14 protein-coding genes are annotated in these 15355 nt (G+C 39.9%); 9 read left to right on the forward strand and 5 right to left on the reverse strand.

Annotation, left to right across the window (positions count from 1 at the left end; all coding sequences use genetic code 11):
- Positions 1-47 precede the first annotated feature (47 nt).
- Positions 48-1775 carry a glutamine--tRNA ligase/YqeY domain fusion protein gene (locus tag F887_RS11245; RefSeq protein ID WP_005293074.1) on the forward strand — a complete coding sequence of 576 codons (1728 nt, stop codon included), beginning with the start codon at positions 48-50 and terminating at the stop codon, positions 1773-1775.
- Between the two features lie 107 nt (positions 1776-1882).
- Here the strand turns inward: F887_RS11245 and F887_RS11240 are convergent, their stop codons facing one another.
- The gene (locus tag F887_RS11240) at positions 1883-2599 is read right to left on the reverse strand and encodes a glutamine amidotransferase (protein WP_005293076.1); all 717 of its coding nucleotides are present in this window, start codon (positions 2597-2599) and stop codon (positions 1883-1885) included.
- A 30-nt stretch (positions 2600-2629) separates the two neighbouring features.
- On the reverse strand, positions 2630-3595 hold the full coding sequence (locus tag F887_RS11235; RefSeq protein ID WP_005293078.1) for an alpha/beta hydrolase: 966 nt from the start codon (positions 3593-3595) through the stop codon (positions 2630-2632).
- A 195-nt stretch (positions 3596-3790) separates the two neighbouring features.
- On the opposite strand from F887_RS11235, the gene F887_RS11230 reads away from it, so the two are divergent.
- The 3 genes from F887_RS11230 (at position 3791) to F887_RS11220 (ending at position 6815) form a co-directional block, all read left to right on the forward strand.
- Positions 3791-5503, forward strand: coding sequence for an AAA family ATPase (locus tag F887_RS11230; protein WP_005293081.1), 1713 nt, complete (start codon positions 3791-3793; stop codon positions 5501-5503).
- Between the two features lie 11 nt (positions 5504-5514).
- Positions 5515-5877 (forward strand): 5-carboxymethyl-2-hydroxymuconate Delta-isomerase, encoded by a 363-nt coding sequence (locus F887_RS11225; RefSeq protein ID WP_005293083.1) that lies wholly within the window; start codon positions 5515-5517, stop codon positions 5875-5877.
- An 86-nt stretch (positions 5878-5963) separates the two neighbouring features.
- Positions 5964-6815 (forward strand): AraC family transcriptional regulator, encoded by an 852-nt coding sequence (locus tag F887_RS11220; RefSeq protein ID WP_005293088.1) that lies wholly within the window; start codon positions 5964-5966, stop codon positions 6813-6815.
- A gap of 26 nt (positions 6816-6841) precedes the next feature.
- Here F887_RS11220 and thiM read toward each other — a convergent pair whose 3' ends face one another.
- A complete protein-coding gene (gene thiM / locus F887_RS11215; RefSeq protein WP_005293090.1) occupies positions 6842-7657 on the reverse strand; it encodes a hydroxyethylthiazole kinase in 816 nt (271 codons plus the stop codon).
- Positions 7658-7696: 39 nt separating this feature from the next.
- The gene (locus F887_RS11210) at positions 7697-8857 is read right to left on the reverse strand and encodes a hypothetical protein (protein ID WP_005293092.1); all 1161 of its coding nucleotides are present in this window, start codon (positions 8855-8857) and stop codon (positions 7697-7699) included.
- Between the two features lie 383 nt (positions 8858-9240).
- On the opposite strand from F887_RS11210, the gene F887_RS11205 reads away from it, so the two are divergent.
- Together F887_RS11205 and F887_RS11200 are read left to right on the forward strand one after the other, a co-directional pair.
- Positions 9241-9717, forward strand: a complete 477-nt coding sequence (locus tag F887_RS11205) for a DUF2147 domain-containing protein (RefSeq protein WP_005293096.1) — start codon at positions 9241-9243, stop codon at positions 9715-9717.
- Positions 9718-9931: 214 nt separating this feature from the next.
- Positions 9932-10405, forward strand: coding sequence for a DUF2147 domain-containing protein (locus F887_RS11200; RefSeq protein ID WP_005293098.1), 474 nt, complete (start codon positions 9932-9934; stop codon positions 10403-10405).
- Positions 10406-10464: 59 nt separating this feature from the next.
- Here the strand turns inward: F887_RS11200 and F887_RS11195 are convergent, their stop codons facing one another.
- Positions 10465-10722, reverse strand: coding sequence for a hypothetical protein (locus F887_RS11195; protein WP_004652954.1), 258 nt, complete (start codon positions 10720-10722; stop codon positions 10465-10467).
- Between the two features lie 444 nt (positions 10723-11166).
- Between F887_RS11195 and pepN the strand changes: the two genes are divergently transcribed.
- From pepN to F887_RS11180, 3 genes are all read left to right on the forward strand, one after another.
- Positions 11167-13773 carry an aminopeptidase N gene (gene pepN / locus F887_RS11190; protein WP_005293101.1) on the forward strand — a complete coding sequence of 869 codons (2607 nt, stop codon included), beginning with the start codon at positions 11167-11169 and terminating at the stop codon, positions 13771-13773.
- A 111-nt stretch (positions 13774-13884) separates the two neighbouring features.
- Positions 13885-14571 (forward strand): dienelactone hydrolase family protein, encoded by a 687-nt coding sequence (locus tag F887_RS11185; RefSeq protein ID WP_005293105.1) that lies wholly within the window; start codon positions 13885-13887, stop codon positions 14569-14571.
- Positions 14572-14635: 64 nt separating this feature from the next.
- Positions 14636-15073 (forward strand): RDD family protein, encoded by a 438-nt coding sequence (locus F887_RS11180; RefSeq protein ID WP_005293107.1) that lies wholly within the window; start codon positions 14636-14638, stop codon positions 15071-15073.
- Positions 15074-15355: the final 282 nt, after the last annotated feature.

Here is a 15355-nt window from a genome sequence, read left to right on the forward strand (position 1 = left end):
TGCGTTTTTATTTCCCATTTTTAACTGTAAGAAGTGATTTACACCCTATGAAGCCAAATGATGTTGTTTCTGAACTGCCAAAGACCCCGACGCCGAATACCCATGCCTCTGTCGATGCCGCGCAGCAAGAACAACAGGCAGGCTTAGACTTTGTTCGTCAAGTAATTACCGAAGATCTGAAAGAAGGTCGTACTCAAAAAGTAGTCACCCGATTCCCGCCTGAGCCGAATGGTTATCTACATATTGGTCACGTAAAAGCAATTTGTTTGAACTTTGGTATTGCCGAAGAGTTTGAAGGTTTGTGTAATTTACGTTTTGACGATACAAACCCAGATGCTGAAGAACAAGAATATGTTGATGGTATTGCCAACGATGTGAAATGGTTAGGCTTTAACTGGAATGGTGAGCCTCGCTACGCTTCTGGTTATTTCGATCAGCTTTATGCATGGGCTGTTCAGTTGATTGAACAAGGTGATGCTTATGTTGATTTGCAAACCCCAGAAGAAATTAAGCTGAACCGTGGTAATTTCGTTGAACCTGGTAAAAATTCACCGTACCGTGATGCAACCGTTGCCGAGAACTTGGCACGTTTTGAGCAAATGCGTAATGGTGAAATTCAGGAAGGTGGTGCTGTTTTACGTGCCAAAATTGATATGGCCAGTCCGAACGTGCATATGCGTGATCCGATTCTTTATCGTGTATTGCATTCAGAGCATCACCAGACGGGTGATAAATGGAAAATGTATCCAATGTATGACTATGCTCATCCATTGTCAGATGCAATCGAAGGCATTACCCATTCACTCTGTACTTTAGAATTCCAAGATCACCGTCCATTCTATGATTGGATTGTAGAGAAAGTTCACTCACAAGCTGTACCACGTCAGTACGAGTCTTCACGTTTAAATATCGATTACACCATTACCTCTAAACGTAAGTTACGTAAATTGGTAGAAGGTCATCATGTACAGGGTTGGGATGATCCACGTATGCCAACTGTAGTGGGTATGCGTCGCCGTGGTTTTACCGCAGAAGGCTTGCGTGATTTCTGTAAGCGTGTCGGTGTGTCGAAAACGGATGGTATTGTTGATGTGGCAATGCTTGAGTTCTGTATTCGCCAGTCTTTGGAAAATACAGCGGCACGTGGTATGGCAGTACTGAATCCATTGAAAGTGACCTTAACCAATTTACCAGAAGAATTGGATCTCACTCATGCACGTCATCCAAACGTGGATATGGGTGAACGCATCATTCCTTTAACGCGTGAACTTTATATTGATCGTAAAGACTTTGAAGAAGTGCCGCCTAAAGGCTTTAAGCGTTTGATTCCTGATGGTGAAGTACGTTTACGTCATGCCTATGTGATCAAATGTGATGAAGTCATTAAAGATGCAAATGGTGAAGTGGTTGAGCTTAAATGTTCAATCGATCCTGAAACTTTGGGTAAAAACCCAGAAGGTCGTAAAGTAAAAGGTGTGATTCACTGGGTATCGGCAAGCAAAGGTGTACCTGCGGAAGTTCGTATTTATGACCGTTTGTTTAACGAAGCAGCGCCAGATGCAGATGATGATTTCCTAGCGCACCTAAATCCTGAATCATTAAAAGTCGTTCAAGCGGTGATTGAACCTGCTTTGGCTCAAGCAAAACCTGAAGATCGTTTCCAGTTTGAACGTGAAGGGTATTTTGTTGCGGATCAACATGATCATCAAACGGATAAGCCAGTGTTTAACCGTATTCTTGATCTGAAAGACAGCTTCAAAGCAGACAAGAAATAAGTGTGAAGTAAATTCTCCTCACTCAGTGTTTGGAGAATGAGACTTAAAATAAAAAAGCCCAATTTTTAAATTGGGCTTTTTTATTGTGATTCTAAAAGAATGAAGTTTTAAATATTTAGATTGTCTAAGAACGTTTGAATTACCAGTCGACACTGCTGCTCTAATTGTGCTGCATAAGCTTGATTATCTTGACGCAATTGAGGAATGGATAAGCCAGCATGGCGTATTTCACAGGTATGGCCAATGAGCCATTTTTCAAAACTTTCTTCAGCAATTTCAAGATGGAACTGCAAGGCCAAGATATTATTTCCCACAGAAAAAGCTTGGTTTGGATAGATCGCTGAACTTGCCAATAGCGTGCTATTTTCAGGTAAATCGAAGGTATCGCCATGCCAGTGCAGGACTTCGACATTTTCTAATGCGGCTAAGGGATTCGTCTCAAGCACTTTAATGTCTAATTTGCTCCAACCAATCTCTTTTTGGTGTCCAGCATAGACTTTTGCACCGAGTGCGTGTGCAATCAATTGTGCTCCTAAGCAAATCCCAATGGTGGGTTTGTTGGCTTTTAAACGTTGTTTCAAGCCTTCAATTTCATCCACTAAAAAGGGGTAGTCCTCTGTTTCATAAACACCGATTGGTCCACCGAGGATTACAGTCAATCCATCATAGTTGAGTGCAGGGGTTAAATCATCAACACCCGCCTCAAAATAACGGATGCGAAAACCCAACTGATAAAAAATATCTTCTAATGAACCTAAATCTTCAAAAGCAAGATGTTGAATGGCGTAGATTGTTTTAGGCAATGATGCTGCAATGGTATTCATGATATTTAAAGTCACTGATTCATTCGTCAATTAAGGCATTTTTTGTTCAAGCCACGCAAACAGATCTTTGTAAACCTGTGCGCGTACAGGCGGAGCAGACAGCACAAGATCATGCAAGCCATTGTGAATTGCCAGCGTTTGCACGTCACCTTTCATTTTTTTTGCATTATGAGTCATGTCTTTCACATCAAGAATGACATCACTCTGTTGAGCAGCTATACCCCATTTTTTAGGGTTGTTTGACTGGTGTGAATGCATAATCAAGGTTGGAACATTTAAGGTTACACCTTGATGGATTTCTTTTTGAGCCTCATGAATAGCACGAACGAAACACAAATGCACAAAAGGCATGGTTTTAGGTTTCCAATCTAGGTTGAAATCCCATTCACCGTAGAAATCTTTATGTAAGCTTGGGGTATACCATTGATTCAAACCACTTGGAAATTTTCCATTGGGTAAGCGTTTCCCAACTTCACTGAGTAGCGGAATGCCTACTTTTTTCTCAATCATGCTCTTATAAAAATCATAAAAGGGACTATTTGCCCATACTGCCTTGATTAAGCGGTGATCTGGATAGTGAGCTGCATACAAAGTGGCAATTAAACCACCCGTTGAATGTCCAGACAGGAGCACTTGATTGTGGTTTTCTTGACCAATAATTTCGAGTGCTTTGCTAATCTCGGCATCGTATTCACGTAAATCAAGCACATAGTAAAATTTTTGATGCGGAAGTCTTGAACGGCCATATTTTCTGAGGTCGAGCGCATAAAAATCGTAACCATGTTGATTAAATTGTTCAGCCATTTCCTTTTGAAAAAAATAGTCTGCAAAACCATGGATATATAAAACAGCCTTTTGGGTCGCTTCAGCAGCCTTCTTGCGAACCAAGGTGGCAATAACTTTTCCATCATAATCATCAGCGAAATTCATGGTGAGTTGCTGATAATCTTCACCTAGTATATCTGGTTGATATGTATAGAGATTTGAAGTAGTCATTTTTATATATCAAGTCTGAATTCATTAACAAACACATTAAATGAAAACCCTTGGAAGTCAATGTAAATATGCGATACCAACAGTTCAACAACAATAGGTTATCAAACCATCAAAGGTGATTTGGATGAGCTTTAGATTTTTATTTTTGGCAAAAAATCGGTAAGCTATGTGCTGTTGTTTTTGACTGAAGAAATTATGAAACAAGAGACTGCACTCAAGTTACTCAAAGCTGGGGAAAATGTTTTTTTAACGGGCTCAGCAGGTGCAGGAAAAACCTATACGCTTAATCAGTACATTCATTACCTCAAAGCACGGAAAGTGCCTGTGGCGATCACTGCATCGACAGGAATTGCGGCAACGCATATGAATGGCATGACCATTCATACCTGGGCTGGAATCGGCATTAAAGATCGTTTGATAGATGATGATCTTAAACGGATGAAAGAGCGTAAATATTTAAAAGAGCATTTAGAAAATGCCCAAGTATTGATTATTGATGAAATTTCAATGCTACACGCCAAGCAATTGAATCTTGTCAATCAGGTGCTGAAATACTTCAAAGAGAGTGATGAAGCATTTGGTGGGATCCAAGTTATTGTAGCGGGTGACTTCTTCCAGTTACCGCCTGTGGGCAAAAAGGATGAAAGCAATCGTGATAAATTCTGCTTTATGTCAGATGCTTGGGTTGAAGCAAAATTCCGTGTTTGCTATTTAACCGAGCAACATCGTCAGGATGATGAAATTTTAAATCAGATTTTGAATGCCATCCGCGCACAAAATATTCAAAGCAATCATCTCACTGCATTGCAGCAATCTCGTCAGCACGATATTGGCGAAACCTTTACTCGGTTATATACCCACAATATGGATGTCGATAATATTAATTATCAACATCTGAATGAAATTGATAATGAAAGCCATCAGTTTAATGCTGTGGTCGATGGCAACGAAAAGTTGATGGAAACCTTAAAATCTTCAGTGCGCGCACCTGAAGAACTGACTTTGAAAAAAAATGCCAAAGTCATGTTTGTCAAAAATAACTTTGATATGGGCTATATCAATGGCAGTTTGGGTGAAGTAATCGGCTTTGAAGAAGATGATAAGCAGGGCATTCTGCCTAAAGTAAAGTTGACTGACGGAACAACCTTTTTAGTTGAACCTGAAACATGGTCAATTGAAAATGAAGCGGGCAAGGCAATTGCCAGTTTTCAGCAGATTCCTTTACGTTTGGCATGGGCAATCACCATCCATAAAAGTCAGGGTATGACACTGGAAGCCGCAGAGATTAATCTCACCCATACTTTTGAGAAAGGTCAGGGTTATGTGGCTTTGTCACGTTTAAAGTCACTGACAGGACTTAAGCTACTTGGTTTTAATGATCAGGCACTTGAATTGGATAGTCTGGCAATCAAAGCAGATCGCCGTTTTCAGGAGTTATCGACGGAAGCTGAGGTTAATTTTGAAAATATAGATTTAACCACTCAACATAATGCATTTATTCGTCATTGTGGCGGCACATTGAATGCCACCGAAATCGCACGTAATGAAAAGAAAATCGCCAAAGGGGCGAAACAGAATTATGCCGCTGCGACTTTAGATGAGACCCGCGCTTTATTTGAAGATGGTTATGAAATTGAAGATATCGCGCATGAACGTGGTCTAACCCCTGCAACCATTATTAACCATCTCGCGCGTCTGCATAAAGAACAGGGCTTAGATATCTCTGTGGCGAATCCAGGCGATGAAGTGATTGAAGAAGTTCGCAAGATCTATAAACGCTTGCATAAACGTAAAAATCCAGAGCACTTTACCGATGATGGTTCAATAAAACTGCGTCCAATTGTGGAAGCAACCAGTCCGCGAATGGCGTATGATCAAGTTCGTTTAGCTTTACTCTTTATTGAATAGGAAAAATAAAAATGCCTCATCTGATTGCAAACTATTCAGCCAATTTAACTGAATTGGATCCGCAAAAACTCTTGCAAGATATCAATGTTGCGCTAATTGAAACTGATTTATTTATTGCCAATGATATTAAATCACGTGCGTTTCAAGATGAGGTGTTTTTAATTGGCTTGAATGACACCCAAGAAGCCTATATTCACTTAAAGCTATATTTATTGAGTGGAAGGACACAACAACAAAAACAAACAGTCGGTACAGCCCTGTTGAATCGACTAGAGTGCAAAAGCTATATGCTGTCCGAGGTCGGATATCCCATTCAGTTGTGTGTTGAAGTAATCGATATGCCTAAAGAAAACTATTTTAAGGCAACGGTTTAATTTGATTTGAAAATCCGCAATTCTGATCAAGTTTACAGGATATGAATCTGGCAAATTAGCTTTCATCAAATGATTGAGTTAAATGTATGACGCTATATGATCAGAAGTTGCAGCGCGTATGTGAATATATCCAACAGCATTTAGATGATGAGCTTGATTTGGATTGCTTGAGTCAGGTTGCATCCTTATCTAAATTTCATTTCCACCGCATTTTTTTAGCAAATATCGGTGTGAATGTGATGAAGTTTATTCAATTATCCCGTCTGAAACGGGCATCATTCCAACTGGCATTTTCAGCTGATATTAAAATTATTGATATTGCCTTGCAGTCTGGTTTTGACAGCCCTGAAGCATTTAGCCGCGCATTTAAACGTTCATTTGATCAAACTCCGAGTGCTTTTAGAGAGCAGCCGCATTGGCCGTCTTGGCATGAAAAGTTTGTTTTTTCTTTACCCTCGAGAGAAATCATGATGAACGTTAATATTGTAGCAAGAGCCGAAGAGAAAATTGCATTCATATCACACTGCGGCGCTCCAGAACGTGTATTTGAAACGGCAGCACAATTTATTCAGTGGCGCAAAGAAACGGGATTATCTCCTGTAGCGAAAAGTCGCACCTACGGTATTCCATTTTCTGACCCTGAACAGACTTTAAGTGATGAATTCCGTTTTGATATTGCTGGAACAATCACGGCGGATATCCCTGAAAATACATACGGTGTAAGCGCAGGAACTCTTCCCAAAGGCAACTATGCCGTGGTTCGGCATTTGGGCAGTCATGATAATATTAAAGACAGTGTTTACTATCTATATCGGGACTGGCTGCCACAATCAGCGCGTGAAGTAGGGGAATTCCCCGTCTTTTTTCACTATCACAACTTTGTTCATGATGTAGATGAATGTGATTTGATTACAGACATTTATTTATTATTAAAGTAAGTCTGAGGCTCTGCTGTGAAGCAGAGCTAAATAATTTTAATGTCCACATACTGCTGGATTAAATTGTCATCGAGCATATGGACATAATCTAAAAATGCCACATTAAAGCTTCCTACGGTTTGTGCATGCTCATAGGCAAGTTTACCTGCGATGGCAAAATGAATATGTGAAGCCAGCGCGGCAATACTGGCTGTGCTCACCGCATGGTAGGCTGCTGTTAAAGCGCCCAATGCACAACCTGTTGCGGTAATTTTAGGTTGTAAGTAACAACCGCCATTAACTTGAATAACCGCATCAAACTGTTTGGAAATGATGTAATCCGACTCACCAGAAATAGCAATGCATTCAGAATGCTGTAACAGGCTTTTTGCTTGAGCATAGACATCATGGCTATTTAAAGTGCTATCTACGCCTTTAGATTGGGCTTGGCTACCTGCCAATGTACTAATTTCGGAAGCATTACCGCGAATAATGTTTGGTTTAAATTGTAAAAGTTGCTCGATGGTCTCACTACGCCATTTTAAAACAGGGCCATATCCCACAGGATCAAGCACCCAAGGCACATGATGCTGATCTGCGGTCTTGGCTGAAATTAACATGGCTTGGGTTTGTTCTGTCGTTGGTGTACCGACATTAATACTTAAAGCTGAACTAATTTTTGTGAAATCTTCTGCTTCAAATGGATTGTCAATCATGGCTGGCGATGCGCCGGCTGCAAGCAAAATATTCGCAACATAATTGTTTGCGACACTATTGGTCATGCACTGTACTAAAGGGGTTTGTTGTTGTAAGGCACGCCAAGCTTCTATGACTTGATCAATCAGTTGTTGTTTGTGTGACATGACACATCCTTCATAAGTATTGATTTGGGTATGGGTGTTTTAACGTGTGAAATAATGATCTTGATGTTTGCAGCGACGGCAGATCAATGAGACATAATCTTTCGCATCATAATCGACAATTAAATCGTTTGAACCACAATACATACAGCGTTTGACTGAATAAAAATTTAATCTCGGTTCGATTTTTCGCCAAGACTTCCAAACAGGCTGAATAAAAATACTTTCGTCATAACCCAGAAACTTAAACAGCAGCACTTCACTCATTTTACTAAAAGGAATGGTGTAGGGCCTTGGTAGGGTTGTGGTTTCCCAACGTTCTGCGAGTGCGCGCTCACGATACTGTTCCAGTGTTTTTTTCAGCAAGTTGGTATTGATAAATTTATCATTTCTTGGCTGTAAGGCTTTCTGTTTATAGAGATATTCTAGTGCGGTTTGGATCAAATAGAAAATCTGACCCACGGCTAAGCCTTCCATTAAACGATAGCAAAAAGCTTGGAAGCTACGATTTCCTGCAATTTGAATGCCCCAAGTGCGACAGTAAAACTGCATAAATTGTACGATTTCTTGGTAAAGCACCAAATATAGGGCGTCTTTTACTTCATCTGTGGTTTTAAATGGAATACCTAAACTAAGATTTTCATAGAACCATTGACGTAGCTGATGAGTGACACTAAACAGGCTAGGGTCCGAATAACCATCGAGGCGCAGATTGAGATAAAAATGTTCAGTTTCCAAATTATCATTTTGTGGCTTAAAAACACCTAATTTTAATAACTCTTGGACCAAATGGTTTTGAAATAAATAGTTTGGAGTAAAGTCATGATATTTTACATTTTTCCAATGAATCAGTTCATCGTGTTGGACATCTTCACGGGCATAACTATCCAAAAGACTCAGTAAAAATAATTTATGCAAAAAGCTGAGTTGATTCAGACTATAAATCACTTCGTCTTTGATTTTGTATTTGCGCTGTTCTTGTAAAATCGTCTGTTGGGTTTGCTTTTTCCGTTGAGCTGTACATTGCGCGCAATGGCAATTCAGTTTGCTGTCACTTTTAAAGACACGGTGTTGGCAATGGCTGCATTCATGGAATTGCAATTCTTGGCTATATTGTTCTGCTTCGACCCAAAACATAGAGGCTTGGCACAGCGGGCAATGGCTACTTTCATCTAACTGTTTCTGTAGAATCTGTAAATCCATTGATGTTAAACCTGCGACCATTAAAAAGAGAATTATACATGCTGTATCAGCAGAGTGATGCAAAGTTTATAGATGGATCAAAACTAAGGCTAAAATGTGATTGAATTGGATGAAATCTATATCAAAATAAAAGCATATTTCAGTATGAATGATGAATGTACTAATAGGTGCAGTGAGGTTGGGTTTGCTAAATTTACTCGCATTGTCACATAGATTTAAATCAGTAGCGTATATCAGCAAACATTAATCTTAAAATATGTGAACTAATTAAAATTTTGTTTGATTTTAGATAGTTAAATGTAGCTTGGCTGTGTTGACTGTAGATGAACATTAGAATAAAAATGAAGCTACAGACGGATCGATTTTGCATTACGGAGCTTATTATGCAAAGAAACTCACTCATGAAAGGACTCATGGGCATCTCCTTGGGATTGTTCACGACAATTAGTTTTGCTTCCACACCAGAAGGGTTTTGGAAAAGTATTGATGATCGTACAGGTGAGCAACTCTCCATCGTAGAAATCAAGAAGAAACCTGATAATACCTACACAGGAACCATCGTATATCGCTATCCTGTTCCTGGTGGTGCTGCTGTTTTGACGCATTGCGTGAAGTGTCCTGAACCATTTAAGAACAAGCCAATTCAAGGTTTACAAATTGCTTGGGGTTTAAAAGAAGATCCGAAGAATCCAAATCAATATATTGATGGACGAGTACTTGAACCGAAAACGGGTAATGTCTATAAAGGCAAAGCACAGCTAAGTTCGGATGGAAAGCGTTTGCGCATGCGTGGTTACATGGGGGTTTCTGCCTTTGGACGTACACAAGTCTGGATTCGTACCGATAGCGCAAACCCTTAAATAAAGATTGTTTTTTAGAAAGCCTAAACGACTGGTTTAGGCTTTTTTATTTGTGCTAAAGAGTGTGAATTATCGTATCGAGTTTAGCATCTAGATCAGCTATTTCTTATACAAATGAACGCTAGCGTACAGTGTAACTTGCGTAAAAGTGTGATAATTTCCGTGCATTAAACCTATAAAGATGAATAGGTTACTTTTTAAAGACGGGGTTAATATGCTAAATCGAATGCTCATGAATGGAATCATGGGGCTGACTATCGCTTGTGCAAGCGCAACAACTTTTGCTGCATCGATTGAAGGCTACTGGAAAAGTATCGAAGAACGTACTGGGGAACAACTCTCGATCGTAGAAATCCGCAAGGGAAATGACGGCCGTTATCATGGGAAGATTGTTTATCGTTATCCAAATTCGCATGGTATTGCGCTGACGAACTGCACCAAATGTGCAGCACCGAATACCAATAAACCGATTCTTGGACTGGAAATTTTATCGGGCTTTAGAGAAGATCCAAACAAACCTGATTCGTATATTGACGGTCGTGTCCTCGAGCCGACTTCTGGTCGTGTCTATAAAGGCAAAGGAGTTGTCACAGGAGAAGGAAAGCGTCTTCGTATGCGTGGCTATATGGGTGTCTCAGCATTGGGTCGTACCGTAGTATGGTTGCGTACGGATAATGCAACGCCTTAATCGAAAATAAAAAAACCTCGAATTCGCTTCGAGGTTTTTTTTATGGTTAAAGTGAGTGATTAAACAGGGCATGGTAAATTTTCGTCCTCCTGACCGATTTTTTTGGCAGCAATAAGTGCCTGTACTTTTTTACTTGGCAATTTTTCTTTGCCAAGCGCATCATACGTATTCACAATGTTGGTCACTTCTAAGGTTGTCAGTTCAATTCCTTCTGCTGTTAAAAAAACTGAAATTACATGATGATCTACACCAGCTTTAGCCAGATCATGGATTGCTTTGATGTTCTCTAAACGATATAGATGTGCTTTTAATTCCATCGTCATTACCCTCGCTTGTTTTATTGTATTTACCTAGATTGGCATATAGAGTTAAGCAATAACCGTGCACAAAATGTAAAACTCAGGAAAAAAATGTAAGTTGCGCGATAGAACGCAATTGGTTCTGTAGTTTTTATTTAAGAATGGAAAACGATGTTGTAATTTTGTCTAAATGATCGGGTAATTTGCAGATCAAATTTGAAAACCTGAATAGCAAACCCAATAAAATTATTAAAACTGATACCGAGCCGTAAAGACAGGTTTTATAAGTTGGCGTATGATCTGATTGAGTCCATGGTTATTTCACCGATGCAGATGACAAAAAGTGATTTGTCACATGATTTTAGGCGATACAAGGCATGATTTGTGCAACTGAATGACTTTAATCAAGAAGTCTTGCTAACAAGACCATCTAAACGACATGATGAAAGATAAGGAATACTGATGAATATTGCGGCACAACCTCCCGTACAAGCAGATCAAACCATTTACCTCAAAGATTATCAAAAGCCATCTTTCTTGGTTGAATCAATTAATTTAGATATTCAAGTCTATGATGATCATACGATTGTTGACTCTACTTTGGTGATGAAGCGTCAGACAACTGGTGCCTTGGTGCTTTTAGGGCGTGATCTTGAGTTGAAGTCAATTCAACTGAATGGGCAAATCCTGAGCGCAGCGCAATATGATTTAGATGATGAGCAATTGGTGATCACCGATGCACCAGATCAGGTCATTCTACAAATTCAAGTGGTGATTCATCCAGAGTCTAATACGCAGCTTGAAGGTTTATATCAGGCTGGAGATTTATTTGTTACTCAGAATGAGCCAGAAGGTTTCCGAAAAATTACTTTCTATCCAGATCGTCCCGATGTGCTGGCTGAATTTACTACGCGTGTAGAAGCAGATAAGAAATATCCAGTATTGCTCGCAAATGGGAATTTATTGGAAACAGGTGATGCAGGTAATGGCCGTCACTTTGCCATCTGGCAAGATCCAACCAAAAAGCCAAGCTATTTATTTGCGTGCGTGATCGGTGATTTGGCGGTGCTTAAAGATCGTTACACCACTTCGGAAGGCCGTGATGTTGCATTAGAAATCTATGCAATTGAAAAAGACATTCCAAAATGTCACATTGCCATGGAAGCATTAAAGCATTCGATGCGCTGGGACGAAGAGCATTATGGTCGCCCTTATGATCTTGATAATTATATGATCGTTGCGGTGAGCCAGTTCAATATGGGCGCAATGGAAAATAAAGGTTTAAATATCTTTAATACCTCATGTGTGCTTGCGGATGAAGAATATACAACTGATGCTGCAATTATGCGGGTACAGTCGGTCATTGCACATGAATATTTTCATAACTGGACAGGTAATCGAATTACTTGTCGTGATTGGTTCCAATTGTGTTTAAAAGAAGGCTTAACTGTTTTCCGTGATCAGTCTTTCTCTGAAGATTTACAATCAGCCGCCGTGCAACGTATTGATGATGTTGCTGTTTTAAAATCACATCAGTTCCCTGAAGATGCGGGTCCTTTGTCACATCCGCCACGTCCAGACCATTTTGTTGAAATCAACAACTTCTATACCGCGACAGTGTATGAGAAGGGGGCTGAAATTAACCGCATGATGGCGACTTTACTGGGCAAAGAAAAATATCGTAAAGGCACAGATGAATACTTCCTGCGTCATGATGGGCAAGCAGTTACGGTTGAAGATTGGGTTGCTGCACTGAGTGCAGGCTCAGGTGTTGACCTTTCCAATTTCCTGACATGGTATAACCAACCGGGTACACCAAAGCTAGAAGCCAAAGGTGAATATGACGCCACTGCACAGACTTATCGTTTGAGTTTTAAACAAAGCTTAAAAGCACATCCTAAATATCCAAATTTAAAGGCTGTGCCTATTCCAGTCGCTTTGGCGTTGTTCAATGCCAATACTGGTGAACAATACACCTTGCACAGCACAGATTTGTTTGTAAATGACGTTCAAGATGGTGTGTACTTATTCGATCAAGACGAGGCAACCATTGAATTTACAGGGATAACTGAACAACCTGTTGCTTCGTTATTGCGTAATTTCTCAGCGCCAGTCAATTTGGTATTCGATTATTCTGATGATGATCTTGCTTTCCTGATTCAACATGAAACCAATGGTTTTAACCAATGGCAAGCAACACAGACCTTGTTGGAACGTATCTTATTAGAAGATCATAAGGCTGATATTTATATTCAGGCGATTAAAAATACCTTGCCAGAATTAGTGAATAAAGATCCATTATTGGCATCACGTTTATTTGATGTCCCAAGTGAAAATTATTTGGGCAGCCGTATTGATCAAGACTACGAACCTGAACTGGTCCGTGAAAAGCGTGAAGCCGTCCTGGATCGTTTGGCACGTGACTTGGGTGGATTCTGGAGAGAGACTTATTTGGCTTTAGATCCAGATTTGCAGAAAGAATTTTCTTTAGCCATGGGTGTTCGTGCGCTCAAAAATATCATGTTGAATATGTTGGCACGACAAGGTGACGATAGTGTATTTGATTTAGCCTATGCGCAATATCAACAAACAGGAAACATGTCTGAGCGTTTAGGCGCATTGCGTGTTTTGGTCTGGAATGATGCACCACAAGCCCAAGCAGCGTTAGCTGATTTCTATAACCGCTTTAAAGATGAAGCCTTGTCTTTAGATCAATGGTTTAGTATTCAAGCTTCAAATCCGTGTGCAAGCGCAGAAACGATTGAATATCTAACCAAACATGTGGATTATGATTTGGGTACGCCAAACCGTATTCGTGCAGTGAGTGGTGGCCTAGCGGCAAATCCAGTCAATACATGGAGCTTTGGTGTTGCTCATTTTATTGATCTTGCTGCATATTTAGATGAAAAAAATCCAATTTTAGGTTCTCGCTTACTGCAAGTTCTGTCTCGTTGGTATACCTTGGCGGAACCGCAGCGTTCGCAAGTACAACAGGCACTCAAAGCATTACAACCGAAAGTAAAATCTAAAAATGTCGCGGAAACATTGAACAGCTTATTAAGTATTTAATAGGCCAGTTAAATGTATTAAAAAAGGATGCTGTCAGGCATCCTTTTTTATTTGACAATTGCAATTGTCAGAAATAGTATGGAAATCATTCGAACGTAACGGATGACTGCAATGGAAATAAAAACAATCACATTACCGACACGTCAAATCGAAGTTGAAGTGTATACACCTGCACAAACGACGGAAAAGGCACCTGCGATATTATTGCTGCACGAGTTATTTGGCATTTTGGATGTCTATCGTGAAGACGCCCAAGACTTGGCTGATCGTGGCTATTTGGTTTACGTACCCAATTTATTTAGCGGTGGTGCAGTGAAATACTGTATTCGTGCAATGGTGAGTAAAGCAGGGCGAATCAATGCAGCTGACAGTGAGGTCAATCAAGAAATTCATGTTCTGCTGGATGCGCTCAAAGCAGATTCGAGATGTAATGGCCGTTTAGGTATGCTCGGACAATGCCTAACAGGTGGCTACGTCATACAAATGGCCAAACGTGATGACATGCTGGCACCTGTGGTATATCACCATTCTTTGGGGATTCAGGGGGCAGGTGTTCCAAACAAAGAATCCTTGGATGAGGTCCGAATACTACAGGGACATTGGTCGACGGTAGATCCATTTTGCCCAGCAACCAAGCGTAATAAATTGATTCAGCAGCTAGGTGAGCGTGTCGAAGCTTATACCTATAATATGCCGCATGGTTTTCGTAGCGTGAGCCGTGGCATGCCAGAGGCCCAAGTCGTATGGCAACGTACAGTTGATTTTTTTGATCGAGAATTAAAACAAAACACAATATAAATCATTGCAACAACAGGTTATTATTTATCAATATTTTATAGAAATAAAAAAGTGAGGGGAAAATATGTCTCAACAATATGCATACGCGGGTTTCTGGATACGAGTTGGCGCCGCGATTATTGATTCAATTATTGTAATCGTTGCCATGATTCCATTAACCATGATTTTTGGTGGTGGTAATACGACAGTTGCTTCTGATGGTTTCTCATCATTCCAATTTATGTCTACGGCAGATTGGATATGGCAAATTCTCGCTGCCGTATTTTATATTTTCTGTTGGATTAAATTCGCAGGAACACCGGGTAAACGTTTATTGCGTTTAAAAGTGTTGGATGAAAAAACGGGTGAAAATGTAACTGTCGGGCAAGCCATTATTCGCTACATTGGTTATATTCCAGCGACTTTAGTGTTTTTTATTGGTTTAATCTGGGTGGCTTTTGATTCTAAAAAGCAAGGGTGGCATGACAAAATGGCGAAAACAGTTGTAGTAAGAGAACTGTAATTTAAATTTGTTTTAATGCTTTTGCTGAGCTTTGCAATAAAAATTTCATAAAATAGGACTTGTGAATCAGTTTGCATGTCCTATAATGCCGTTGAGTTTATTCACGGAGATCCTAAATGGGAAGTTGTTCGAGGTTCGGGTTTAATAATGGATTAAACCAAAGCGAATACTGAGCAAGTTAGCCTTTTAGGTCGGCTGTCTTGCAATGAGATAGCTTTGAGAAAAATCATTTTCACCCTTCTATAAAATTTTGTTGTATTCACAAAATTTATTGTATTGACT

The sequence above is a fragment of the Acinetobacter sp. NIPH 2100 genome, assembly GCF_000369805.1.
Lineage (GTDB): Bacteria > Pseudomonadota > Gammaproteobacteria > Pseudomonadales > Moraxellaceae > Acinetobacter.